Consider the following 24,752-nt stretch of genomic DNA (forward strand, 5'->3'; position numbering starts at 1 on the left):
TCCCTCAGCCGCGCTTACGCGTGGCGTAGCGGCGGCGGACGATCAGCCGGTCGCTCGGCTGGCCCTTACGACGGGTGCGGCCCTCGGGCTTACCCTGCGGGTTGACCGGGTGGCGACCACCGGAGGTCTTACCCTCACCACCACCGTGCGGGTGGTCGACCGGGTTCATCGCGACACCACGGACGGTCGGGCGCTTGCCCTTCCACCGCATACGGCCGGCCTTACCCCAGTTGATGTTCGACTGGTCGGCGTTGCCGATCTCGCCGATGCTGGCGCGGCAGCGCACGTCCACGCGCCGGATCTCACCGGACGGCATGCGGAGGGTCGCGTACGCGCCCTCACGGCCGAGCAGCTGGATGCCGACGCCGGCCGAGCGGGCCAGCTTGGCGCCGCCACCCGGACGCAGCTCCACGTTGTGGATGGTGGTACCGACCGGGATGTTGCGCAGCGGCAGGTTGTTGCCCGGCTTGATGTCGGCGCCCGGACCGGACTCGACGCGGTCGCCCTGCTTCAGGTCCTTCGGCGCGATGATGTAGCGCTTCTCGCCGTCGGCGTAGTGCAGCAGCGCGATGCGCGCGGTGCGGTTCGGGTCGTACTCGATGTGGGCGACCTTCGCCGGCACGCCGTCCTTGTCGACCCGCTTGAAGTCGATCAGACGGTACTGGCGCTTGTGGCCGCCACCGTGGTGCCGCGTGGTGATCCGGCCGTGGGCGTTGCGTCCGCCCTTCTTCGGCAGCGGAGCCAGCAGCGACTTCTCGGGCGTCGACCGGGTGATCTCGGCGAAGTCGGCAACGCTCGAGCCACGCCGGCCCGGCGTCGTCGGCTTGTACTTACGGATAGCCATTGTCTACACCCCTCAGCTGACCGGGCCGCCGAAGGCCTCGATACGGTCACCGTCAGCCAGCTTCACCATCGCGCGCTTGGTGTCCTTGCGCTTGCCGAACCCGGTACGGGTCCGCTTGCGCTTGCCCTCGCGGTTGAGCGTGTTGACCGTCAGGACGCGGACGTTGAAGATCTGCTGGATAGCGATCTTGATCTCGGTCTTGTTGGCGTCCGGGTGCACCAGGAAGGTGTACCAGTTGCGGTTCAGCTCGCTGTAGCTCTTCTCCGAGACGACCGGCGCGACGATGACGTCACGCGGATCGGCGATCGTGCTCACTTGCCATCCTCCTCGGTGGTCTCGGCGGGAACGCCCAGGAACTCGTCCAGGGCCTCCTTGGTGAAGACCACGTCGTCGGCCACCAGCACGTCGTAGGTGTTGAGCTGGCCGGCCTCGATCAGGTGCACCCGGCTGTCCCGCGCGTTACGCAGGTTCCGCAGCGACACCCAGTTCAGCTCGTCGGTGCTGCTCAGCACGACCAGGACCCGACGGGCCTCGGTGAGCTTGGTCAGCGTGGCCAGGGCCGCCTTGGTGGACGGCTTCTCGCCGGAGACGAACGCCTCGACGACGTGCACCTGGCCGGCGCGGGCCCGGTCGGAGAGGGCGCCACGCAGGGCGGCGGCCTTCATCTTCTTCGGGGTGCGCTGGCTGTAGTCGCGCGGCACCGGGCCGTGGACCACGCCACCGCCGGCGAACTGCGGCGCGCGGGTCGAGCCCTGGCGGGCACGACCGGTGCCCTTCTGCTTGTACGGCTTCTTGCCTCCACCGGAGACCTCGCCGCGGGTCTTCGTCTTGTGCGTACCCTGACGGGCCGCCGCGAGCTGGGCCACCACGACCTGGTGCATCAGGGCGATGTTGGCCTGCGCGTCGAAGATGTCGGCCGGCAGCTCGACGGAGCCGCTCTTGGCGCCTTCGACGTTGATGACGTCAACGGTGGTCACTTGGCCGCACCGCCCTTCTTCACCTTCGCCTTGGCCGCAGTGCGGACCAGGACCAGCGCGCCCTTCGGGCCGGGGATGGCGCCGCGGACGAGCAGGAGGTTGTTCTCGGTGTCGACCGCCTGGACGGTCAGGTTCTGGACGGTGTAGCGCACGCCACCCATCCGGCCCGCCATCCGGGTGCCCTTGAAGACGCGACCCGGGGTCGCGCAGGCGCCGATCGAGCCGGGCGAGCGGTGCTTGCGCTCGACACCGTGGCTGGCACGCAGACCGTGGAAGCCGTGCCGCTTCATCGGGCCGGCGTAGCCCTTGCCCTTGGTCTTGCCGGTCACGTCGATCACGACGCCGGCCGGGAACTCCTCGACCGTGACCTCCTGGCCCGGCGCGTAGTCCGCGGCGTCGGAGGTGCGCAGCTCGACGATGTGCCGGCGCGGCGCGACGTCCGCCTTGGCGTAGTGGCCGGCGACCGGCTTCTTGACCTTGCGCGGGTCGATGACCCCGTACGCCAGCTGGACCGCGGAGTAGCCGTCCTTGTCGGCGCTACGAACCTGGCTCACGACGCACGGGCCGGCCTGAACCACGGTCACGGGCACAACCTTGTTGTTGTCCCAGACCTGGGTCATGCCGAGCTTGGCGCCCAGGATCCCCTTGACTTGCCTGTCCATTTGTCCGGTCCCTACAGCTTGATCTCGATGTCGACGCCAGCCGGCAGGTCGAGGCGCATGAGCGAGTCGACCGTCTTCGGGGTCGGGTCGATGATGTCGATCAGACGCTTGTGCGTACGCATCTCGAAGTGCTCGCGCGAGTCCTTGTACTTGTGCGGCGAGCGGATGACGCAGAAACGGTTGATCTCCGTGGGCAGCGGCACCGGGCCAGCGACCTGCGCCCCGGTACGCGTCACCGTCTCGACGATCTTCCGAGCCGAGGAGTCGACGACCTCGTGGTCATAGGCCTTGAGCCGGATGCGGATCTTCTGTCCCGCCATGGTGGCTTCTGTTCCTTCTCTCGATGCCGCTGTGTTGCGGGCGCCTGTACCGGCTGGCACAGGCCCACTTCCGCCGACCCCCGCGGTCGGGCGTGTCGCGCCCGTGGGCCAGGCTCCGCCCCGGGACTCCGGAGCGATTCTCTGACCACGCGGTGGGTCATGGCGCCGATCGCGGGGGCCGCGACCTGGACGCCGCGCGAGGGTGGTTGACCGCCGATGGCGATCAACCACCCTACGCGAGACAGTCTGACTCCCGGAGGTCCAGCGTTAACCGGACGCAGGCGACCGACTGTCGTTACGCAACCTGACTAGTATGCCGCACGACCGGCGGCGACGCTAATCGGGGTTACCCAGCTCACTTGATGATCTTGGTGACGCGACCCGCGCCGACCGTACGACCACCCTCGCGGATCGCGAACTTCAGGTTCTCCTCCATGGCGATGGGCTGGATCAGCTTCACCGTCATCGAGGTGTTGTCGCCCGGCATGACCATCTCGGTGCCCTCGGGCAGCGTGACGACGCCGGTGACGTCCGTGGTCCGGAAGTAGAACTGCGGGCGGTAGTTCTGGAAGAACGGGGTGTGCCGGCCGCCCTCCTCCTTGGAGAGGATGTAGACCGTCGCCTCGAACTCCGTGTGCGGGGTCGTGGTGCCCGGCTTGATGACGACCATGCCGCGCTCGACGTCCTCGCGCTTGATGCCGCGCAGCAGCAGACCGACGTTCTCACCCGCGCGGGCCTCGTCGAGCAGCTTGCGGAACATCTCGATGCCGGTGCAGGTGGTCTTCATCGACTTCTCACGGATGCCGACGATCTCCACCTCCTCGTTCGGCTTGAGGATGCCGCGCTCGGCGCGACCGGTGACCACGGTGCCGCGACCGGTGATCGTGAAGACGTCCTCGATGGGCATGAGGAACGGCTTCTCGGTCTCGCGCTCCGGCTGCGGGATCGCGGTGTCCACGGCGTTCATCAGGTCCAGGAGCTTCCCGGTCCACTCCGGGTCGCCCTCGAGGGCCTTCAGCGCCGAGACCCGGACGACCGGCAGGTCGTCACCCGGGTACTCCTGCGAGGAGAGCAGCTCACGGACCTCGAGCTCGACGAGCTCCAGGAGCTCCTCGTCGTCGACCATGTCGCTCTTGTTGAGCGCCACGACGATGTACGGCACACCGACCTGACGGGCCAGCAGCACGTGCTCGCGGGTCTGCGGCATCGGGCCGTCGGTCGCCGCCACCACCAGGATCGCGCCGTCCATCTGCGCGGCACCGGTGATCATGTTCTTGATGTAGTCGGCGTGACCGGGGCAGTCGACGTGCGCGTAGTGACGCGCCTCGGTCTGGTACTCGACGTGCGCGATGGAGATCGTGATGCCGCGGGCCTTCTCCTCCGGCGCCTTGTCGATCTCGTCGAACGGCGTGTACGGGTTCAGGTCCGGGTACTGGTCGTGCAGGACCTTGGTGATGGCCGCCGTCAGCGTCGTCTTACCGTGGTCGATGTGACCAATGGTGCCGATGTTGACGTGCGGCTTAGTCCGCTCGAACTTCGCCTTCGCCACTGGTGTCCTCCTGTGGACTTTCTTGGTTCGTTCGCCCCGGCGCGCCGTTCGGCGCTTAGGACTCTGTCGACAGCCTTTCCGGCCGGAAGGCCGGAGAGCTTTTGTGGGTTCTGCGGCGATGAAGCCTACAGGCCCGGTCTCACGCAACCCGATCGAGGTGGCCGCGGGCGGGAGAACCCTCCCGCGACCGCCCTCGCGTCATCGGATCAGCCGAGGGTGAGTGTCACTCACCCGTCGACTTGGCGATGATCTCCTTGGCCACCGAGGCCGGAACCTCGGCGTAGGAGTCGAACTGCATGCTGTAGCTAGCCCGGCCCTGGGTCTTCGACCGCAGGTCGCCGACGTAGCCGAACATCTCCGACAGCGGCACCAGAGCCCGGACGACGCGAGCGCCGCTGCGCTCCTCCATCGCCTGGATGATGCCACGCCGGGAGTTGAGGTCGCCGATGACGTCACCCATGTTCTCCTCCGGAGTGGTGACCTCAACGGCCATCATCGGCTCGAGGAGAGCGGGGTCGGCCTTGCGGGCCGCCTCCTTCATCGCCATCGAGCCGGCGATCTTGAACGCCATCTCCGACGAGTCGACCTCGTGGTACTGGCCGTCCACCAAGGTGAGCTTGACGCCCACCAGGGGGAAGCCGGCGAGGATGCCGTACTGCATGGCGTCCTGCGCACCCGCGTCCACCGAGGGGATGAACTCCCGGGGGATGCGGCCACCGGTCACCGCGTTGGCGAACTCGTACGTCGGGGCGTCGTTGCCCAGCGGCAGCGGCTCCACGCTGATGATCACGCGAGCGTACTGGCCGGAACCACCGGTCTGCTTCTTGTGGGTGTACTCGACCTTCTCCACCTTGCGGCGGATGGTCTCGCGGTACGCCACCTGCGGCTTACCGATGTTCGCCTCGACGTTGAACTCGCGGCGCATCCGGTCGACCAGGATGTCCAGGTGAAGCTCGCCCATGCCGGAGATGACCGTCTGACCGGTCTGGTCGTCCAGCTTGACGCGGAAGGTCGGGTCCTCCTCGGCCAGCCGCTGGATGGCGGTGCTGAGCTTCTCCTGGTCGGCCTTGGTCTTCGGCTCGATGGCCACCTCGATGACCGGCTCCGGGAAGGTCATCGACTCCAGGATGACCGGGTTCGCCGGGTCGCACAGCGTGTCACCGGTGGTGGTCTGCTTCAGACCCTGCACCGCGATGATGTCGCCGGCCTGGGCGGAGCTGCGCTCCTCCCGCTTGTTGGCGTGCATCTGGTAGATCTTGCCGATCCGCTCCTTGCGGTCCTTGGTGGAGTTGATCACCTGAGAACCGGACTCGAGCGTGCCGGAGTAGATCCGGACGTACGTCAGCTTGCCGAGGTGCTTGTCGGTCTGGATCTTGAAGGCCAGGCCGGAGAACGGCTCGGAGACCGAGGGCTTCCGCTGCAGCGGGGTCTCGCCGTCGGTGGCCGTACCCTCGATCGCCGGGATGTCCAGCGGCGAGGGCAGGTACGCGACGACCGCGTCCAGCATCGGCTGGATGCCCTTGTTCTTGAAGGCGGTACCGGTGAGGACCGGGTTGGCCTTGCCGGCGATGGTGGCCCGGCGGATGGCGGCCTTGATCTCGTCGACCGAGATCTCCTCGCCCTCGAGGTACTTCTCCATCACCGAGTCGTCGACGTCGGCGAGGGTCTCCATCAGCTTCTCGCGCCACTCGGCGGCCGAGTCGGCGAGGTCGGCCGGGATGTCCTCGACCGCGTAGTCCTCACCCTTCTGGGTCTCGCCGCGCCAGGTCAGCGCACGCATCTCGACCAGGTCGACCACGCCGATGAAGTCGGACTCGGCGCCGATCGGGATCTGGAGGACCAGCGGGGTGGCGTTGAGCCGGTCGATCATCATCTGCACGCAGCGGAAGAAGTCGGCGCCGGTCCGGTCGAGCTTGTTGACGAAGCACATCCGGGGGACGTTGTACTTGTCCGCCTGCCGCCAGACGTTCTCCGTCTGGGGCTCCACGCCGGCCACGCCGTCGTAGACCGCGACCGCACCGTCCAGAACACGCAGCGACCGCTCGACCTCGACCGTGAAGTCGACGTGGCCGGGCGTGTCGATGATCTGGATCGTGTGGCCCTTCCACTCGCACTTGGTGGCGGCGGAAGTGATGGTGATACCGCGCTCCTGCTCCTGCTCCATCCAGTCCATGACGGCGGCGCCCTCGTGGACCTCACCGATCTTGTACGTGATGCCGGTGTAGAACAGGATTCGCTCGGTGGTAGTGGTCTTACCGGCATCGATGTGGGCCATGATGCCGATGTTGCGTACGTTGGCGAGCGCGTCTGCGGCGGCCACTTCAATCCCTACTTATCGTCGTCTCGACACAACTGGTGGCGGTTCCGGCGCCGGTGGGCGCCGGAACCTCAGGTGTTACCAGCGGTAGTGCGCGAAGGCCTTGTTCGACTCGGCCATCTTGTGCGTGTCCTCACGCCGCTTGACGGCGGCGCCGAGGCCGTTGCTCGCGTCCAGCAGCTCGTTCATCAGCCGCTCGACCATGGTCTTCTCGCGACGGGCGCGGGAGTAGGTCACCAGCCAGCGCAGACCGAGCGTGGTCGCACGGGACGGCCGGACCTCGACCGGAACCTGGTAGGTGGCGCCACCGACACGGCGGCTGCGCACCTCGAGGGTCGGCTTGACGTTGTCCATCGCGCGCTTGAGCGTGACGACGGGGTCGGTGCCGGACTTCTCGCGGCAGCCCTCCAGGGCGGCGTACACGATGCGCTCGGCGAGCTGACGCTTGCCGCGCAGCAGGATCTTGTTCACCAGCTGGGTGACCAGGGGCGAGTTGTACACCGGGTCAGCGACCAGCGGCTTCCGCGGAGCGGGTCCCTTACGCGGCATGTCAGCTCTTCTCCTTCTTCGCGCCGTAGCGGCTGCGAGCCTGCTTGCGGTTGCGGACACCCTGGGTGTCCAGCGAACCGCGCACGATCTTGTACCGCACGCCCGGGAGGTCCTTCACACGACCGCCGCGCACGAGCACGATCGAGTGCTCCTGGAGGTTGTGGCCGACGCCCGGGATGTAGGCGGTCACCTCGATCTGGCTGCTGAGCTTGACACGAGCGACCTTGCGCAGCGCCGAGTTCGGCTTCTTCGGGGTGGTGGTGTACACGCGGGTGCACACGCCGCGCCGCTGGGGAGACCCCTTGAGCGCCGGGGTCTTGGTCTTGGTCGTCTTGGCCTGACGGCCCTTTCGGACCAACTGCTGAATGGTGGGCACCGGGTTTCTCCGCTCCCTTCGGCCGCTGCGAGGCGACCGCGCCGTCTGCTCCAGCCGTCCGGGTGGGCGGCTCTCCTACATTCCAACCAGGGCCGCCTGACGGCTCCCCAGCACCCGCGGTCGGGCGTGTCGCCCGAGTCACGGTTCCGGTGCCGGCCGCTGACGCGTCGTACCGGATCTTCTGGTCTTGGTGGTGCGACCGCGCGATCACCGGCTGACCGGTTCCAGCGCACGCACGCATTGCCCGGGCGGGCCCGGGCACAAGGGGAAAGAGTACCTACCACAGCCGCGCCGGTCAAAACGGATGGGTCGGGAAGGACCGCTGTGCGGTCCGCCGCCCGGTCTCCGGGTCGCCGATGCGCCGGTGATGGGCACCTACAGTGACAAGTGTACCGGCTCGCCCGCCGCACGACCCGGCGGCCCCGACACCGCCCGGCCTTCGGGCACCCGGACATACCGCACAAACCAGGTCACCGGCCGCAGGCGTCGCAGACACGGCGTCACGTGATCTGCACCACCAGGGCCAGCGCGAGCCCGATCAGGCCGAACAGCAGGCCCGCCGCCCCGCAGGAGATTCCCGCCACGGCCAGGCCGGCGCCGGTGAAGCGCACCGACGGCGGCGGCGCCGGCCGCCGGATCTGCCGCCGGGCGAGCAACCCGGCCACCATCGCGCCGACGCCGATCAGCCCGCCCAGCACGGTGAACGCGCCCGCCGCCCAGGCGCCGCCCACGTTGCGGCCGGCCAGGCCGAAGCACAACACCAGCAGCGACACCCCGATCGCGGCGATACCTGCGACGAGCGACCCGATCGCCAGGCCGGAGGTGACCGGCGGCACGTCGAGGTGGACCACGCCGAACGGCGTACCGGGCACCGCGTCGACCCGCTTCGGCGGCCGCGGCGTCTCGGCCGGCGGGGGCGGAAGCGCCGGCCCGCCGTGCGGGCCCCAGCCACCGTGGCCCGGCGCGCTCCCCGGTGCCGGCCACCCGCCGCCGTGCACCGGCTGACTCCCCGGGTACGCCGCGAACCCCGGCCCGTGCGCCGGTGGACCCCCCGGGTACGGCCCGTGCGCCGGCGCGGACGCGGGACCCGGCGGGTACGGCCCGGGGCGGGTCGGGTCGCCTCCCGGCGCGGCCGGTTCCGTCACGGGGTCCTCCTGTCCACACGCCCGCCGCGCGGCGGACACCGGCCAGGCTACCGCCGCCGATCATTGCGAGGTGGGCGGGCGCGGGCCCGCTCCCCCACCGGGTCAGTCGAAGTTCGGCGCGAAATCGTGGCCGAACGACGCGTCCGCGGCCCGGACCACCCCGATCACCACCGCCGCGACGACCGCGGCGGCGGTCAGCACCAGGCCGGTCCGCGCCATCTGCTCGCCGCGCCGCAGGCAGTCCGCGCCGGTGAGATAACCACCCGACGCGTACGCCTCCCGGCGGGCCTGCCGGGCGAGCACGAGCGCGATGGTGGCCGGCACCGCCCCGCCGATGAAGAACCCGGTGAGCGCGCCGATCAGCCCGAGCGCGAAGACGGCGCGGGCCTTCGTGGAGCGGACCGGTTCCGGATCCTGCGGATGGCGGTACGCCTGCGGCACGACGGGCGCCTGCCCGGGCACGGTCGTCATGCCTCCATCATGCCCCGGATCCGGTCCCCCGGTCCCGGCACTCCGGACGCGACGAGGCCCCCGGCGGATGCCGGGGGCCTCGTCGTTGCCTACTGCTTAGCGGTACGACCCGAAGTCGAAGTCGTCCAGCGGAACCGCCTGGCCGCTGGCCGGCCCGAAGCCGTAGTCGGTCTCCGGGTAGCCGGTCATCGAGTAGACCTTGGCCTTCGCCTCCTCGGTCGGCTCGACCCGGACGTTGCGGTACTTGCTGATGCCCGTACCGGCCGGGATGAGCTTACCGATGATCACGTTCTCCTTGAGGCCGATCAGCGAGTCGCTGCGGGCGTGGATCGCCGCGTCCGTCAGCACCCGGGTGGTCTCCTGGAAGGAGGCCGCCGACAGCCAGGAGTCAGTGGCCAGCGAGGCCTTGGTGATACCCATCAGCACCGGGCGACCGGCGGCGGGCTCGCCACCCTCGCCGACGAGCCGGCGGTTCTCCGACTCGAACAGCGCCCGGTCGACCAGCACACCCGGCAGGAACTCGGTCGAGCCGGAGTCGATCACCGTCACCCGCTTGAGCATCTGGCGGATGATGATCTCGATGTGCTTGTCGTGGATGAGCACACCCTGCGAGCGGTAGACCTCCTGGACCTCCTGGGTCAGGTGGACCTGGACCGCACGCGGGCCGAGGATGCGCAGCAGCTCGTGCGGGTCGATGGTGCCCTCGGTGAGCTTCTCGCCGACCTCGACGTGGTCGCCGTCGTGCGCCCGGAGCCGGACCCGCTTCGAGATCTTGTCGTAGACGATCTCGTCGCTGCCGTCGTCCGGGATGACCACGATCTTGCGGGACCGCTCGCCGTCCTCGATCCGAATGCGGCCCGGGGTGTCGGCGATGGGCGCCTTACCCTTCGGCACCCGGGCCTCGAAGATCTCCTGGACACGGGGCAGACCCTGGGTGATGTCCTCACCCGCGACACCACCGGTGTGGAAGGTACGCATCGTCAGCTGCGTACCCGGCTCACCGATCGACTGGGCGGCGATGATGCCGACCGCCTCGCCGACGTCCACGGTCTTGCCGGTCGGCAGCGAGCGGCCGTAGCACGCACCGCAGACGCCCAGCTTCGACTCGCAGGTGAGCACGCTGCGCACCCGCACCGTCTCCACGCCGGCGGCGACGATCGCGTCGACCCCGATGGAGTTGATGTCCTGGCCGCGGTGGGCGACCACGGTGCCGTCCGGGCCCTTGATGTCGTCGGCGAGCGTCCGGGCGTGCACGCTGGTCTCGGCGTGCTCGTGCACGACCAGCTTGCCGTCGATGCGCTCACCGATCTGCATCGGGATGGCACGGTCGGTGCCGCAGTCCTCCTCGCGGATGATGACGTCCTGCGAGACGTCCACCAGACGCCGGGTCAGGTAACCCGAGTCGGCGGTACGCAGGGCGGTGTCCGCGAGGCCCTTACGGGCACCGTGCGTGGAGATGAAGTACTCCAGCACGGACAGACCCTCCCGGTAGCTGGCCTTGATCGGCCGCGGGATGATCTCGCCCTTCGGGTTGGCCACCAGACCACGGATCGCCGCGATCTGCCGGAGCTGGAGCAGGTTACCGCGGGCACCCGAGTTGATCATCTTCCACAGCGGGTTCTCCTGCGGCAGCGCGGTGTCCATCTCCTTGGCGACCTCGTTGGTCGCCTTGGTCCAGATCTCGATGAGCTCGCCGCGGCGCTCCTCGGCGGTCATCAGACCACGCTGGTACTGCTTGTCGATCCGGTCGGCTTCCTTCTCGTACCGCTCCAGGATCTCCCGCTTGCGCGGCGGAGCGATGACGTCCTCCATGCCGATGGTGACGCCGGACCAGGTGGCCCAGTGGAAACCGGCCTCCTTGAGCCCGTCCAGGGTGGCCGCCAGGGCCACCTTCGGGAAGCGCTCGGCGAGGTCGTTGACGATCGCGGAGAGCTGGCCCTTGCGGATCTCGTAGTTCACGAAGCGGTAGCCCGGGGGCAGCGTCTCGTTGAACAGGACCCGGCCCAGCGTGGTCTCCACGGTCACCGGCTCGCCCTCGGTCCACCCCTCGGGGGCGGTCCACGGCTCGGCGCCGGCACCGTTGTCCACCCCGACCACGTCGCGCAGCCGGATCCGGACCGGAGCCTGCAGGTGCAGCTCGCCGTTGTCGTACGCCATCCGCGCCTCGGCGTCCGAGCTGAACGCCCGGCCCTCGCCCTTGCCCCCCGGAGTGAGGTGGGTGAGGTGGTAGAGACCGATGACCATGTCCTGGGTGGGCATGGTGACCGGCTTGCCGTCGGCCGGCTTGAGGATGTTGTTCGACGACAGCATCAGGATCCGCGCCTCGGCCTGGGCCTCGGCGGACAGCGGCACGTGGACCGCCATCTGGTCACCGTCGAAGTCGGCGTTGAACGCGGTGCAGACCAGCGGGTGGATCTGGATGGCCTTGCCCTCGACCAGCTGCGGCTCGAAGGCCTGGATGCCCAGGCGGTGCAGGGTCGGCGCGCGGTTCAGCAGCACCGGGTGCTCGCCGATGACCTCTTCCAGCACGTCCCACACGACCGGCCGCTGCCGCTCGACCATCCGCTTGGCGGACTTGATGTTCTGCGCGTGGTTGAGGTCGACCAGCCGCTTCATCACGAACGGCTTGAACAGCTCCAGCGCCATCTGCTTGGGCAGGCCGCACTGGTGCAGCTTGAGCTTCGGGCCGACCACGATGACCGAACGGCCGGAGTAGTCGACGCGCTTGCCGAGCAGGTTCTGACGGAACCGGCCCTGCTTGCCCTTGAGCATGTCGGACAGCGACTTCAGCGGCCGGTTACCCGGGCCGGTGACCGGACGACCACGGCGGCCGTTGTCGAACAGCGCGTCGACGGCCTCCTGGAGCATCCGCTTCTCGTTGTTGACGATGATCTCGGGCGCGCCGAGGTCGATCAGCCGCTTGAGGCGGTTGTTCCGGTTGATCACACGCCGGTACAGGTCGTTCAGGTCGGAGGTCGCGAAGCGGCCACCGTCGAGCTGCACCATCGGGCGCAGGTCCGGCGGGATGACCGGGACGCAGTCCAGCACCATGCCGAGCGGCGAGTTGCGGGTGTTCTGGAACGCCGCGACGACCTTGAGCCGCTTGAGCGCCCGGATCTTCCGCTGGCCCTTGCCGGAGCGGATGGTCTCGCGCAGGTTCTCCGCCTCGGCCTCCAGGTCCATGTTCTGGACCAGGGCCTTGATCGCCTCGGCGCCCATGCTGCCGGTGAAGTACTCACCGAAGCGGTCGCGCAGCTCGCGGTAGAGCAGCTCGTCGGTGACCAGCTGCTTCGGCTCCAGCTTGCGGAAGGTGTCGAGGACCTCGTCGAGGCGGTCGATCTCGCGCTGGGCCCGGTCGCGGATCTGGCGCATCTCGCGCTCTCCGCCCTCCTTGACCTTGCGCCGGACGTCCGCCTTCGCGCCCTCGGCCTCCAGCTCGGCCAGGTCGGCCTCCAGCTTGGCGGCCCGCTTCTCGATCTCCGAGTCGCGGCTGTTCTCGGCCTGCCGCTTCTCGGCGAGGATCTCGTTCTCGATGGTCGAGAGGTCGCGGTGACGCGCTTCGGCGTCCACGCTCGTCACGACGTACGAGGCGAAGTAGATGATCTTCTCGAGGTCCTTGGGGGCGAGGTCCAGCAGGTAGCCCAGCCGGCTCGGCACGCCCTTGAAGTACCAGATGTGGGTCACCGGAGCGGCCAGCTCGATGTGACCCATCCGCTCCCGGCGAACCTTGGAGCGGGTCACCTCGACGCCGCAGCGCTCGCAGATGATGCCCTTGAAGCGAACCCGCTTGTACTTACCGCAGTAGCACTCCCAGTCCCGCTGCGGACCGAAGATCTTCTCGCAGAAGAGCCCGTCCTTCTCCGGCTTGAGGGTGCGGTAGTTGATGGTCTCGGGCTTCTTGACCTCGCCGTGGGACCACTGACGGATGTCGTCAGCGGTGGCGAGGCCGATGCGCAGCTCGTCGAAGAAGTTGACGTCGAGCACTATGTCCCCTATGTCGTCGTCTGTACTGCTAGCTAACGAGTGGGATCCGGGGCAGGGTCACCCTGCCCCGGATCACCACCTCAGACCTCTTCGACCGAGCTCGGCTCGCGCCGGGACAGGTCGATGCCCAGCTCCTCCGCCGCCCGGAACACCTCGTCGTCGGTCTCGCGCATCTCCAGGGCCACACCGTCGCTGGAGAGCACCTCGACGTTGAGGCACAGCGACTGCAGCTCCTTGAGCAGCACCTTGAACGACTCCGGGATGCCCGGCTCGGGGATGTTCTCGCCCTTGACGATCGCCTCGTAGACCTTGACCCGGCCCAGGACGTCGTCGGACTTGATGGTCAGCAGCTCCTGCAGGGCGTAGGCGGCGCCGTACGCCTGCATGGCCCAGCACTCCATCTCACCGAAGCGCTGGCCACCGAACTGCGCCTTACCACCCAGCGGCTGCTGCGTGATCATCGAGTACGGGCCGGTCGACCGGGCGTGGATCTTGTCGTCGACCAGGTGGTTGAGCTTCAGGATGTAGACGTAGCCGACCGCGATCGGGTCGGGCAGCGGCTCGCCGGAACGACCGTCGAACAGCTGCGCCTTGCCGCTGCCCCCGATGAGCTGGTTGCCGTCCCGGTTGGGCAGGGTCGACGCCAGCAGACCGGAGATCTCCTCCTCGCGGGCACCGTCGAAGACCGGAGTGGCCACGTTGGTGTCCGGCTCGGACTCGTGCGCGTTGATCGAGCGGAGCTGGCGCTTCCACTCGGCGTCGTCGCCGTCCACGCTCCAGCCGGTCTTGGCCACCCACCCGAGGTGGGTCTCCAGGACCTGGCCGATGTTCATCCGGGACGGCACACCGAGCGGGTTCAGCACGATGTCGACCGGGGTGCCGTCCTCCAGGAACGGCATGTCCTCGATCGGCAGGATCTTGGAGATGACGCCCTTGTTGCCGTGGCGGCCCGCGAGCTTGTCACCGTCCTGGATCTTGCGCTTCTGGGCCACGTAGACCCGCACCAGCTCGTTCACGCCCGGGGGCAGCTCGTCGCCGTCCTCGCGGGAGAAGGTACGCACACCGATGACCGTGCCGGTCTCGCCGTGCGGCACCTTCAGCGAGGTGTCCCGGACCTCGCGCGCCTTCTCGCCGAAGATCGCGCGGAGCAGCCGCTCCTCGGGGGTCAGCTCGGTCTCACCCTTCGGGGTGACCTTGCCGACCAGGATGTCGCCGGGGACGACCTCGGCGCCGATCCGGATGATGCCGCGCTCGTCGAGGTCCGCGAGCATCTCCTCGCTGACGTTCGGGATGTCGCGGGTGATCTCCTCCGGGCCGAGCTTGGTGTCCCGGGCGTCGACCTCGTGCTCCTCGATGTGGATCGAGGTGAGCACGTCCTGCTGCACGAGGCGCTGCGACAGGATGATCGCGTCCTCGTAGTTGTGGCCCTCCCAGCACATGAACGCCACCAGCAGGTTGCGTCCGAGCGCCATCTCGCCCTCGTCGGTGCACGGACCGTCGGCGATGACCTGACCGGCCTCGACGCGGTCGCCCTCGAAGACGACCGGCTTCTGGTTGACGCAGGAGCCGGCGTTGGAGCGGCGGAACTTGTGCAGCAGGTACGTCCGGCGGTGGCCGTCGTCCTGGTGGACGGTGATGTAGTCCGCGCACAGGTCCTCGACCACACCGCCGACCTCGGCGACGACGACGTCACCGGCGTCGACCGCGGCGCGGTACTCCATGCCCGTACCGACCAGCGGGGCCTCGGCCTTGACCAGCGGCACCGCCTGACGCTGCATGTTCGCGCCCATGAGCGCGCGGTTGGCGTCGTCGTGCTCCAGGAACGGGATCATCGCGGTGGCGACCGAGGTCATCTGCCGCGGCGACACGTCCATGTAGTCCACGGCGCCCGGCGCGACGTCCTCGGTCTCGCCGCCCTTACGGCGGACCAGGACGCGGTCCTCGGCGAAGGTGCCGTCCGACTTCAGCGGGGCGTTCGCCTGCGCCTTGACGAACCGGTCCTCCTCGTCCGCGGTCAGGTAGTCGATCTGGTCGGTGACCCGGCCGTCGATGACCTTCCGGTACGGCGTCTCGATGAAGCCGAACGGGTTGACCCGGGCGAACGTGGACAGCGCGCCGATCAGGCCGATGTTCGGGCCTTCCGGCGTCTCGATCGGGCACATCCGGCCGTAGTGGGACGGGTGCACGTCGCGGACCTCGAAGCCGGCCCGCTCGCGGGACAGACCACCCGGGCCGAGCGCGCTCAGCCGGCGCCGGTGGGTCAGGCCCGCCAGCGGGTTGGTCTGGTCCATGAACTGGGACAGCTGCGACGTACCGAAGAACTCCTTGATCGCCGCCACCACCGGGCGGATGTTGATCAGGGTCTGCGGCGTGATCGCCTCGACGTCCTGGGTGGTCATCCGCTCGCGGACGACCCGCTCCATCCGGGAGAGACCCACCCGGACCTGGTTCTGGATCAGCTCGCCCACGGTACGCAGGCGACGGTTGCCGAAGTGGTCGATGTCGTCGGCCTCGTAGCCCTCCTCACCGGCGTGCAGCCGGCAGAGGTATTCCACGGTGGCGACGATGTCGTCCTCGGTGAGCGTGCCGGTGGTGATCGGCACGTCCAGCTCGAGCTTCTTGTTGAACTTGTAGCGCCCGACCTTGGCGACGTCGTACCGCTTCGGGTTGAAGAAGAGGTTGTCGAGCAGGGTCTGGGCGTTCTCACGGGTCGGCGGCTCGCCAGGGCGGAGCTTCCGGTAGATGTCGAGCAGGGCCTCGTCCTGGCCGGCGATGTGGTCCTTCTCGAGCGTGGTCATCATGAGCTCGGACCAGCCGAACTTCTCACGGATGCGCTCGGCGGACCACCCGATGGCCTTGAGCAGGACGGTGACGGCCTGGCGGCGCTTGCGGTCGATGCGAACGCCGACCGTGTCGCGCTTGTCGATGTCGAACTCCAGCCAGGCACCCCGGCTCGGGATGACCTTGACGCTGGAGAGGTCGCGGTCGGAGGTCTTGTCCGGCTGCTTGTCGAAGTACACGCCCGGCGAGCGGACGAGCTGGCTGACCACGACGCGCTCGGTGCCGTTGATGATGAAGGTGCCCTTCGGCGTCATCATCGGGAAGTCACCCATGAACACCGTCTGGCTCTTGATCTCGCCAGTGGTGTTGTTGGTGAACTCCGCGGTCACGAACAGCGGCGCGCAGTAGGTCAGGTCCTTCTCCTTGCACTCCTCGATCGAGGCCTTGACCTCGTCGAAGCGCGGAGCCGAGAAGGAGAGCGACATGGTGCCGGAGAAGTCCTCAATGGGACTGATCTCGTCGAGGATCTCCGCGAGACCCGAGCGTGCGTGCGGGTCGTCCGCCGACCGGCCCTGCCAAGCCTCGTTGCCGACGAGCCAGTCGAAGGACTCGTTCTGGATGGCGAGGAGGTTGGGGACCTCGAGGTGTTCGGTGATCCGACCGAAAGAAACTCGGCGGGGCGCGAATGCGCTCGACGTACGACTGGTCTTCGCAGGGCGGGAAGCTGCCAAGATGCGTCCTTCCGAGGACCGGTGCTGCAGAACGGCTGGTACGCGTGCACTCCAATGACCCCACCAGAAATATCCACAATCGGACATTTCCGAGCAGGGGTCAAGTCGGAAGGCAGCGCAAACTAGCAGTGTAGCCGAGAGGCTAACCGCTGTCCAGCCCACCCCGCAGGTCGTCGCGGAACAAGCCCTGGGACCTCGGAAAACCGGGTCGACCGGGCCGCTCGGAACGCGACGCTCCTGCCGGTCCGCTCGGGAGCCGCGGCGGCGGTGCTGCCGTTGCCCTTACCCGAGAGGCGGCCGTTGCAAGCGCGGAAGGTCTTGCTGATGTTCAGCGTGCCTGGCAGGCCGGTGCCGCGTCAAGGGCCGGTTACCGCTCGGGGTGTCTTTCCCACCGACGGGCTACCGACAGACGTCGCTGACCGGCCGATGAGAGGACGCTGTACGCCCTGCTCACGCCGTCCGCCGGCGGGTGGCACCAACACAGCGGGCGGCGACCCGGTCTCCCGGATCACCGCCCGCCGCGACGCGATGTGCCCCGGCTCACGTGAGCCGGACGCGCGTCAGGTGGAGCAAGGTCACTTCATGGTGACCTTGGCGCCCTCGCCCTCGAGCTTGGCCTTGGCCTTCTCGGCGGTCTCCTTGTTGACCTTCTCCAGGACGGCCTTCGGCGCGGCCTCGACCAGGTCCTTGGCCTCCTTGAGGCCCAGGCCGGTCAGCTCACGCACGACCTTGATGACCTGGATCTTCTTGCCACCGTCGGCGTCGAGGACGACGTCGAACTCGTCCTTCTCCGGCTCGGCCTCGGCGGCCGGGGCACCCGGACCGGCCGGGCCGGCGACGGCGACCGGAGCGGCGGCGGTGACCTCGAAGGTCTCCTCGAACTGCTTCACGAACTCGGAGAGCTCGATCAGCGTCATCTCCTTGAACGCGTCGAGCAGCTCGTCGGTGCTGAGCTTCGCCATGTCTGGCGTCCTTTCTCGCAATGAAAACTAAGAACGTGGTGCGCCGGGCGGGCCTCAGGCCGCCTCGGCGCCCTCCTGCTCGCGCTTCTTGTCCGCCAGGGCGGCCGCCGCGCGGGCGGCCTTGGAGAGCGGCGCCTGGAACAGGGCCGCGGCCTTGCTCAGGTTGCCCTTCATCGCGCCGGCCAGCTTGGCCAGCAGCACCTCGCGGGACTCCAGGTCGGCGAGCTTCGTGACCTCGGCCGCGGAAATGGCCTTGCCCTCGAAGACACCGCCCTTGATGACGAGCTTCGGGTTGGCCTTCGCGAAGTCGCGAAGCCCCTTCGCCGCCTCGACGACGTCGCCCGAAACGAAAGTCAGCGCGGTAGGACCGGAGAACAGCTCGTCGAGGCCGGAGATGCCCGCATCGGTCGCGGCACGCTTCGCCAGCGTGTTCTTCGCGACCGTGTAGCTGGTCTCCTTGCCGAGCGAGCGCCGCAGCTGGGTGAGCTGCGAAACCGTGAGCCCGCGGTACTCGGTCAGCACGGTCGCTCCCGCGTTGCGGAAGCTCTCGGTCAGCTCGGCGACGGCCGTGGCCTTGTCGGCCCGGATCGGCTTGTCCGCCATGTCCCTCCTCTCTCGTTGCTCGGAGCTGGTACGCCGGCGGCGAGCCGAGGCTCGACGACGGCGGCGGAGGCATCACGACAACGAAAAAGCCCCGGCGCAGGGCGCACGGGGCGAGGGCCGGGACACGGGCACAGTCGGCGGACCGTGCGTGACACCGATTTTCGCTTACCGCCCTGCGCGGGTCGCCCGTCGTCGCGGGACCTTCGACCGTGCCGGAGCACGGTGACCAGCGGTCTTTGGGTGGAACTACCGCACCAGGTTACGCGACGCACGCCGCAGCACCAAATCGCGCCGAGTGCTCCCGGTCACCCGTCGGTCAGGCCCGGGTACGCCGCGCCCAGGCGTAGCCGGTCAGCGCCACCGCCGCCCAGAGCGCCGCCCAGCCGGTCAGCAGCAGGCCCTCGCCGGCCGCGACCGGCCCGGTGAGCGCCCGCGCGGTCGCCATCACCGGCGGGGCCAGCCACGGCACGACCGAACCGGACAGCCCGAGCACCACGACCCCGACCGCGCCGGTGACCAGCACCGCCACCCCGTAGCCGGCGCTGCGCGTCACCGCCCGGCTGGCGAGCGCGCCGAGCGCCACCGCCGCCGGCAGCGCGAGCAGGTGCGCCCAGAACCCCAGGGCCACCCCGGCGAGCACCGGCCGATCCCCCGGCCCGACGGCAGCGGTGACCCCGCCCAGCGGCCACGGCAGCGCCAGCGCGAGCAGCACCACGGCGAGCCCCGCCACCAGCGCCGCGAGCAGCCCGGCCGCCCGTTCCCGGGCCGGGCCGGCCACCACCCGGGCCATCCGGCGCTGCACGTCGGGTTCCACGTCCAGCAAGATCTTGGTCTGCCAGGCAAGAACCGGGAACAGCACCACGGCGGAGACGCCGTAGGCCTCCGCCGGCCGGGCCCGGCCACCGCCGTAGAGGACGCCGAGGACGAGCAGGCCGGCCAGGACCGGCGCCAGCGCCCGTCCGGTACGCAGGAAGCCGGCCAGCCGCAGCCGGACCAACGCGATCACCTGGTCACCTCCGGCGCCGGCCCGGGCCGGGCCGAGTCCCCCTCGGCACCGGCCTGGTCCGGGGAACCAGCGGCGGACGCGCCGCCCGGCCCGCCGGTGCCCGACGGGCCGGCGGAGGCCGGCACCGGGTGCGTGGCCGGGGGCGGGACGGCGTGTTCGCGTACCCGAAGGATCTGGTGGCCGTCGGCGCGCAGGCGGGCGACGGCGGCGGCCAGCCCGGCGGCCGGCACCGCAAGCTCGACCACGGCGACGGCCGCACCGCCCGACGACGCCTCCTCGGTCACCGTGCCGTCGGTGACCGACAGGTGCCGGGCGCCCGGGAGCCGGACCGTCTCGCCCCGGTGGTCGCTGACCAGCACCGCGCCGCCGCCCGCCAGCACCTCGCCGATGATCTCGGGGACCGCCTCGCGGGCGGTGGCGTCCAGCCCCTCCCAGGGCTCGTCGAGCACCAGCAGGCCGGGCGGGCGCAGCAGCGCCTGCGCCAGGCCGACCTTCTGCGCGGTGCCCTTGGACAGCCGCGGCAGGCGTACGTCGTGGAAGCGGGTCAGGCCCAGCCGCTCCACCCAGTGGCGCACCGCCCGGTCGGCGGCGGGGCCGGGCAGGCCGGCGACGCGGCCCATCGCGGACAGGTAGGCCCCGACGGTGAACGGCTGGTCGGCGGGAAAGCGTTCCGGCACCCAGCCGACGACCGGCGGCCGGTCGGTGACCCGGCCCCGGCTCGGGCGCAGCACCCCGGCGGCGAGCTGGAGCAACGTGGACTTGCCGGCGCCGTTGCGGCCGAGCACCACCGCCGCCTCACCGGGGCCGATCGCGACGTCGACCTGCCGCAGCACCCACGGGCCGTGCCGGTGGTAGCGGAGCCAGACGCCGTCGAGCCGCATGCGCCCGAGCGTGCCACACCGGACAGACGGACGGGGCCCCGCCACGCGTGGTGGCGGGGCCCCGTACGGGAGTACGCGTGCTCAGCCCTCGGCCGAGCCCTCCTGGAAGTTCTTCACGACCTTCGGGTCGACCGGGACGCCCGGGCCCATCGTGGTGGTGAGGGTGACCTTCTTGAGGTACGTGCCCTTGGCCGCGGACGGCTTGGCCCGCAGCACCTCGTCCAGCACCGCGGCGTAGTTGTCCACCAGCTGGTTCTCCGAGAAGGAGGCCTTGCCGATGATCAGGTGCAGGTTGGAGTGCTTGTCCACCCGGAAGGTGATCTTGCCGCCCTTGATGTCCGAGACGGCCTTGGTGACGTCCATGGTCACGGTGCCGGTCTTCGGGTTCGGCATCAGACCGCGCGGGCCCAGGATCCGCGCGATCCGGCCGATCTTGGCCATCTGGTCGGGCGTGGCGATCGCCGCGTCGAAGTCCAGCCAACCGCCCTGGATACGGGCGACCAGCTCGTCGGTGCCCACCTCGTCCGCACCCGCGGCGACGGCCTCCTCGGCCTTCGCGCCGGCGGCGAAGACGATCACGCGGGCGGTCTTACCGGTGCCGTGCGGCAGGTTGACCGTGCCGCGGACCATCTGGTCCGCCTTGCGGGGGTCGACGCCGAGGCGCATCGCGACCTCGACCGTGGCGTCGAACTTGGTGTTGGTGGTGTCCTTGGCCAGCTTGACGGCCTCGACGGGGGTGTAGAGCTTCGACCGGTCGATGACCTCGGCGGCCTTGCGGTAGCTCTTGCTGCGCTGCATTTCTGGTGACTCCTGTGGTCTCTGGCGGGCGCGCGGCGTGCGCGGCCCTCCCACGAACAGAAAGATCGGGTGGAGCGGTGGAGCGAGATCAGTCGGCGACGGTCAGGCCCATCGACCGGGCGGTGCCGGCGATGATCTTCTCGGCCTGGTCGATGTCGTTGGCGTTGAGGTCGGCCATCTTCTTCTCGGCGATCTCACGCAGCTGGGCGCGGGTGACCGAGCCGACCTTCTCCTTGTGCGGGACGCCCGAGCCCTTCTGCACACCGGCGGCCTTGATCAGCAGCCGGGCGGCGGGCGGGGTCTTCAGCACGAAGGTGAACGTGCGGTCCTCGTAGACGCTGATCTCGGCGGGGACGATGTCGCCCCGCTGGGACTCGGTCTGCGCGTTGTAGGACTTGCAGAACTCCATGATGTTCACGCCGTGCTGGCCGAGCGCGGGGCCGACCGGCGGCGCCGGGGTGGCCTGGCCCGCCGGGAGCTGAAGCGTGAACGTCTTGACGAGCTTCTTCTTCGGAGGCATGTCTCTTCCTGGGGCTTGGAACTGGGATTCTCGCCGGTCCGCGGGCGCGCACGGTCAGCACGGTGCGGACAGCCGACGTTCTAGGGTAGCGCAGCCGTCGGCCACCCTCCGCGCCGAGGTCGGCGGGCGGCGAAACGGCGCACCGGCGGCCACCCCCGAAAGGGGCGGGGCCGCCGGTGCCGACGTACGTCAGATCTTGGCGACCTGGTTGAAGTTCAGCTCGACCGGCGTCTCCCGGCCGAAGATCGACACCAGCACCTTGAGCTTCTGCTGGTCGGCATTGATCTCGCTGATCGTCGCCGGCAGCGACGCGAACGCGCCGTCGGTGACGGTGACCGAGTCGCCGACCTCGAAGTCGAGGACCTTGACCTCGGGCTTGGCCTTCTTCTGCTCGGTCTCGACCGCCGGGGCCAGCCACTTGAGAACCTCGTCGAGGCTCAACGGCGCCGGCCGGTCGGCCCGGTCGGTGGCGCCGACGAAGCCGGTGACCCCCGGGGTGTTCCGGACGCAGGAGTAGGACTCGGCGGTCAGCTCCATCCGGACCAGGATGTAGCCCGGGAAGACCTTCGCCTGGACCTGCGACCGCTTGCCGTTCTTGACCTCGACCTCTTCCCGGGTCGGCACCTCGACCTGGTAGATGAAGTCCTCCATGTCGAGGGAGGTGATCCGGGTCTCGAGGTTGGTCTTGACCTTGTTCTCGTAGCCGGCGTACGAGTGCACCACGTACCAGTCGCCGGGCGCGTAGCGCAGCTTCTGGCGCAGCTCGGCGACCGGGTCGAAGTCCTCGTCCGGGGCCGGCTCGGTGGTCGGGAACTCCGGCTCGCTGGCGGCCTCGACCGACTCGTTGTTGGCCGCCGTCGCCACCGTGGACTGGTCGTCCGGGGTTCCGGCGGTCTCGTCGTACTCAGGCACGCTCGCTCACTTCCGTCAGTATCGCTGTCCGCTGGTCAGCTGGGCTCGCCGAAGACCCACAGCACCGCCTTGGCGAAGCCGTAGTCCAGGCCGGCCACGATCGCCAGCATCACCGCGACGAAGGTGACCACCACGGCCGTGTAGGTCAGCAGCTCCTTGCGGGTCGGCCAGATGACCTTACGCAGCTCTGCCACGACCTCGCGGAAGAACCGCGCGATGCGGGCGAACAGCCCGATCCGCTCGGTGTCCTTGCGGGTCTTCCGGCCCTCGGCCGGCTCGGCCTGCGCCCGCTTGCGGGTCGCCGTGCCGCCCCGGGAGACCGGCTCGTCCGCGTCGGTGGCGTCGTCGTCGGCCACGTCGTCGACGGTCGCGTCGTCGTTCAGACGCTCGTCGCCGTCGTCCTCGCCGCGGCGCTTGCTCTCGGCCACTTCGCCCTCCGTGCGGGTATGGGGTCGCACGCCGGGCGGCGTGCGCGGCGTGTTGGTCACGCCGGCCGGACCAACCGTCCCGCGACGGGCCGCGGCCGGCGGACCGGCCGGGAGGGCCCGAACGCCTCGGAACCACCCCACCGATGCCACCACCACGGGCCGGACGCCACCGGTGAGGGCGGCGCGACCCACGGAACGGTCAGGCCTGAGGCGCAGGGGTGACAGGACTTGAACCTGCAGCCTGCGGTTTTGGAGACCGCTGCTCTGCCAATTGAGCTACACCCCTGTGCGGCAACTCACCTCCACCCGGACACGCTGTGCCGAGCGGGGGTCACTTGCCCCACGGCGGACCAGTGTACGGGTAGTCGTGCGACTTTCCCAACCGGTCTGCCCCTCGCGCGTCGGGCGAACCCTCAGCGCGTCGTGCGGATCAGAGCCCGAGCCTGCGACAGCACCTTCTCACCCTGGCAGGTGGCGGTGATGTCGAGCCTGGTCAGGCCCGCATCGGTGACCTCCTTGACCACCGCCGACACCTCGATCTCGGTGCCCTCGTCGGTGTCCGGGACGACCACCGGGCGGGTGAACCGGACGCCGAAGTCGACCACCGCGTCCGGCGCGCCGGCCCAGCCGGCCACCGCCCGGCCGACCAGTGCCATCGTGAACATGCCGTGGGCGATGACGCCGGGCAGGCCCACACCGGTGGCGGTGCGGTCGCTCCAGTGGATCGGGTTGAAGTCGCCCGAGGCGCCCGCGTAGCGGACCAGGTCCGCGCGGGTCACCCGGTACGTCTGGGTGGGCAGCTCCATGTCCTCAGCCCTCTCCGCGTACGACGATCTTGGACCACACGGCGACCACCGGCTCACCGTCCACGGTGCTCACGTCCGTGCGAGTGGTCAGGAAGCCGTGCCCGCCCCGGGTGGTGACCTCCTCGATGGTGTTCACGCACACCAGCTCGTCCCCGGCCACCACCGGCCGGGTGTACGCGAACCGCTGGTCGCCGTGCACCACACGGCTGTAGTCGACGCCGAGCGCCGGATCCTCGACGACCTGCCGGTTCGCCGCCATCGTGACGACCACGGGGAACGTCGGGGGTGCCACCACGTCGCGGTGGCCCAGCACCCGGGCCGCCTCGGGGTCGTGGTGGGCCGGGTCGGTGGCGCCGACGGCGGTGGCGAACTCGCGGATCTTTTCTCGGCCCACCTGATAGGGGGCGGTCGGCGGGTACGTCCGGCCGACGAAGGACGGGTCCAGGGACATGCCGCCGAACCTACACGGAGAACACGAACGCCGATCCGCCCGGTCGGGCGACCCGGAGGCCACCCGTCAGGGCGAATCGGCGTTCGAGAAAGCTGCTGCGAGCCGGCTGCGCCGGCCGTGATCAGCGGGTCTCGCGGTGGACGGTGTGCTTGCCGTCCCGGGGGCAGAACTTCTTCAGCTCGATGCGGTCCGGGTCGTTACGGCGGTTCTTGCGCGTGATGTAGTTGCGCTCCTTGCACTCCACACACGCCAAAGTGATCTTCGGCCGAACATCGGTCGCCTTCGCCACGGCGGAGTGCCTTCCTCGCTCACGGAACAACTACAGCGCGTCAGCCTACGCGCTGACGACGCGGACATGCAAAGTGGGCGCCTGTGGCGCCCGTCCCACCGGCCACCGGGCTGGGCCCGGAGGACGAGAGTAGCGGTGGCCGGACTTGAACCGGCGACACAGCGATTATGAGCCGCTTGCTCTGCCATCTGAGCTACACCGCCGTGGCGGGTCCAGCCGGACCCTCTGAGCCCCCTTACGGAATCGAACCGTAGACCTTCTCCTTACCATGGAGACGCTCTGCCGACTGAGCTAAGGGGGCCTGCTTGATCACCCCGGGGGGTGTCGCGCAGGGGAAACAGTACACGACCGCGTCGCGCAGGTGAAATCGGATCCCCCAGGTGCGTGTCC

24 protein-coding genes and 3 tRNA genes are annotated in these 24,752 nt (G+C 69.4%); all 27 read right to left on the bottom strand.

The features are described from left to right. Window positions 1-4: 4 nt before the first annotated feature. A complete protein-coding gene (gene rplB, locus O7546_RS25240; RefSeq protein WP_013288631.1) occupies window positions 5-844 on the bottom strand; it encodes a 50S ribosomal protein L2 in 840 nt (279 codons plus the stop codon). Window positions 845-856: 12 nt separating this feature from the next. Then, window positions 857-1,159, bottom strand: coding sequence for a 50S ribosomal protein L23 (rplW, locus tag O7546_RS25245; RefSeq protein WP_013288632.1), 303 nt, complete (start codon window positions 1,157-1,159; stop codon window positions 857-859). Beyond that, window positions 1,156-1,821 (bottom strand): 50S ribosomal protein L4, encoded by a 666-nt coding sequence (gene rplD / locus O7546_RS25250; protein ID WP_135242074.1) that lies wholly within the window; start codon window positions 1,819-1,821, stop codon window positions 1,156-1,158. The genes rplW and rplD overlap by 4 nt, the downstream gene beginning before the upstream one ends. Beyond that, window positions 1,818-2,483: a 50S ribosomal protein L3 gene (rplC, locus tag O7546_RS25255; RefSeq protein ID WP_120573086.1), complete on the bottom strand. Its 666-nt coding sequence runs from the start codon at window positions 2,481-2,483 to the stop codon at window positions 1,818-1,820. The genes rplD and rplC overlap by 4 nt, the downstream gene beginning before the upstream one ends. An 11-nt stretch (window positions 2,484-2,494) precedes the next feature. Further along, a complete protein-coding gene (rpsJ, locus tag O7546_RS25260; RefSeq protein ID WP_007073037.1) occupies window positions 2,495-2,803 on the bottom strand; it encodes a 30S ribosomal protein S10 in 309 nt (102 codons plus the stop codon). A gap of 355 nt (window positions 2,804-3,158) precedes the next feature. Next, entirely contained in the window at window positions 3,159-4,352 is a 1,194-nt protein-coding gene (gene tuf / locus O7546_RS25265) for an elongation factor Tu (protein ID WP_013288635.1), read from the bottom strand. 223 nt (window positions 4,353-4,575) lie between these two features. Further along, window positions 4,576-6,672 (bottom strand): elongation factor G, encoded by a 2,097-nt coding sequence (gene fusA, locus O7546_RS25270; protein WP_194801425.1) that lies wholly within the window; start codon window positions 6,670-6,672, stop codon window positions 4,576-4,578. Window positions 6,673-6,747: 75 nt separating this feature from the next. Continuing rightward, the gene (gene rpsG, locus O7546_RS25275) at window positions 6,748-7,218 is read right to left on the bottom strand and encodes a 30S ribosomal protein S7 (protein ID WP_013288637.1); all 471 of its coding nucleotides are present in this window, start codon (window positions 7,216-7,218) and stop codon (window positions 6,748-6,750) included. Between the two features lies 1 nt (window position 7,219). Further along, window positions 7,220-7,594, bottom strand: coding sequence for a 30S ribosomal protein S12 (gene rpsL, locus O7546_RS25280; protein WP_007465318.1), 375 nt, complete (start codon window positions 7,592-7,594; stop codon window positions 7,220-7,222). A 500-nt stretch (window positions 7,595-8,094) separates the two neighbouring features. After that, window positions 8,095-8,466: a hypothetical protein gene (locus O7546_RS25285; protein ID WP_194801541.1), complete on the bottom strand. Its 372-nt coding sequence runs from the start codon at window positions 8,464-8,466 to the stop codon at window positions 8,095-8,097. 375 nt (window positions 8,467-8,841) lie between these two features. After that, a complete protein-coding gene (locus tag O7546_RS25290) occupies window positions 8,842-9,210 on the bottom strand; it encodes a hypothetical protein (protein ID WP_269697665.1) in 369 nt (122 codons plus the stop codon). Window positions 9,211-9,306: 96 nt separating this feature from the next. Then, complete coding sequence (locus tag O7546_RS25295; RefSeq protein ID WP_194801427.1) at window positions 9,307-13,194, bottom strand: DNA-directed RNA polymerase subunit beta'; 3,888 nt, start codon at window positions 13,192-13,194, stop codon at window positions 9,307-9,309. An 80-nt stretch (window positions 13,195-13,274) separates the two neighbouring features. Further along, window positions 13,275-16,706, bottom strand: coding sequence for a DNA-directed RNA polymerase subunit beta (locus O7546_RS25300; protein ID WP_013288641.1), 3,432 nt, complete (start codon window positions 16,704-16,706; stop codon window positions 13,275-13,277). 575 nt (window positions 16,707-17,281) lie between these two features. Further along, complete coding sequence (gene rplL, locus O7546_RS25305) at window positions 17,282-17,668, bottom strand: 50S ribosomal protein L7/L12 (RefSeq protein WP_120573082.1); 387 nt, start codon at window positions 17,666-17,668, stop codon at window positions 17,282-17,284. A 54-nt stretch (window positions 17,669-17,722) separates the two neighbouring features. Further along, a complete protein-coding gene (gene rplJ, locus O7546_RS25310; RefSeq protein WP_120573081.1) occupies window positions 17,723-18,271 on the bottom strand; it encodes a 50S ribosomal protein L10 in 549 nt (182 codons plus the stop codon). Between the two features lie 316 nt (window positions 18,272-18,587). Further along, complete coding sequence (locus O7546_RS25315; RefSeq protein WP_194801428.1) at window positions 18,588-19,277, bottom strand: hypothetical protein; 690 nt, start codon at window positions 19,275-19,277, stop codon at window positions 18,588-18,590. Beyond that, window positions 19,274-20,158 (bottom strand): ATP-binding cassette domain-containing protein, encoded by an 885-nt coding sequence (locus O7546_RS25320; RefSeq protein WP_281600101.1) that lies wholly within the window; start codon window positions 20,156-20,158, stop codon window positions 19,274-19,276. The genes O7546_RS25315 and O7546_RS25320 overlap by 4 nt, the downstream gene beginning before the upstream one ends. An 81-nt stretch (window positions 20,159-20,239) precedes the next feature. Further along, complete coding sequence (gene rplA / locus O7546_RS25325; RefSeq protein ID WP_135242081.1) at window positions 20,240-20,956, bottom strand: 50S ribosomal protein L1; 717 nt, start codon at window positions 20,954-20,956, stop codon at window positions 20,240-20,242. A gap of 88 nt (window positions 20,957-21,044) precedes the next feature. Continuing rightward, window positions 21,045-21,476 (bottom strand): 50S ribosomal protein L11, encoded by a 432-nt coding sequence (gene rplK / locus O7546_RS25330; RefSeq protein ID WP_013288647.1) that lies wholly within the window; start codon window positions 21,474-21,476, stop codon window positions 21,045-21,047. Window positions 21,477-21,665: 189 nt separating this feature from the next. Further along, entirely contained in the window at window positions 21,666-22,388 is a 723-nt protein-coding gene (gene nusG, locus O7546_RS25335; protein WP_030501618.1) for a transcription termination/antitermination protein NusG, read from the bottom strand. A gap of 35 nt (window positions 22,389-22,423) precedes the next feature. Then, window positions 22,424-22,816, bottom strand: a complete 393-nt coding sequence (gene secE / locus O7546_RS25340; RefSeq protein WP_269697666.1) for a preprotein translocase subunit SecE — start codon at window positions 22,814-22,816, stop codon at window positions 22,424-22,426. A 213-nt stretch (window positions 22,817-23,029) separates the two neighbouring features. Then, window positions 23,030-23,102, bottom strand: a tRNA-Trp gene (locus tag O7546_RS25345). A gap of 127 nt (window positions 23,103-23,229) precedes the next feature. Further along, window positions 23,230-23,622 carry a MaoC family dehydratase gene (locus O7546_RS25350; protein WP_262013098.1) on the bottom strand — a complete coding sequence of 131 codons (393 nt, stop codon included), beginning with the start codon at window positions 23,620-23,622 and terminating at the stop codon, window positions 23,230-23,232. Between the two features lie 4 nt (window positions 23,623-23,626). Further along, complete coding sequence (locus O7546_RS25355; protein WP_269697667.1) at window positions 23,627-24,073, bottom strand: MaoC family dehydratase N-terminal domain-containing protein; 447 nt, start codon at window positions 24,071-24,073, stop codon at window positions 23,627-23,629. 121 nt (window positions 24,074-24,194) lie between these two features. After that, window positions 24,195-24,362 carry a 50S ribosomal protein L33 gene (rpmG, locus tag O7546_RS25360; RefSeq protein ID WP_013288652.1) on the bottom strand — a complete coding sequence of 56 codons (168 nt, stop codon included), beginning with the start codon at window positions 24,360-24,362 and terminating at the stop codon, window positions 24,195-24,197. A 130-nt stretch (window positions 24,363-24,492) separates the two neighbouring features. Beyond that, window positions 24,493-24,565 (bottom strand) — tRNA-Met (locus O7546_RS25365). A 25-nt stretch (window positions 24,566-24,590) separates the two neighbouring features. Continuing rightward, window positions 24,591-24,663, bottom strand: a tRNA-Thr gene (locus O7546_RS25370). Window positions 24,664-24,752 lie beyond the last annotated feature (89 nt).

The sequence above is a fragment of the Micromonospora sp. WMMA1976 genome, from assembly GCF_027497335.1.
GTDB classification, from domain to species: Bacteria; Actinomycetota; Actinomycetes; order Mycobacteriales; family Micromonosporaceae; genus Micromonospora; species Micromonospora aurantiaca.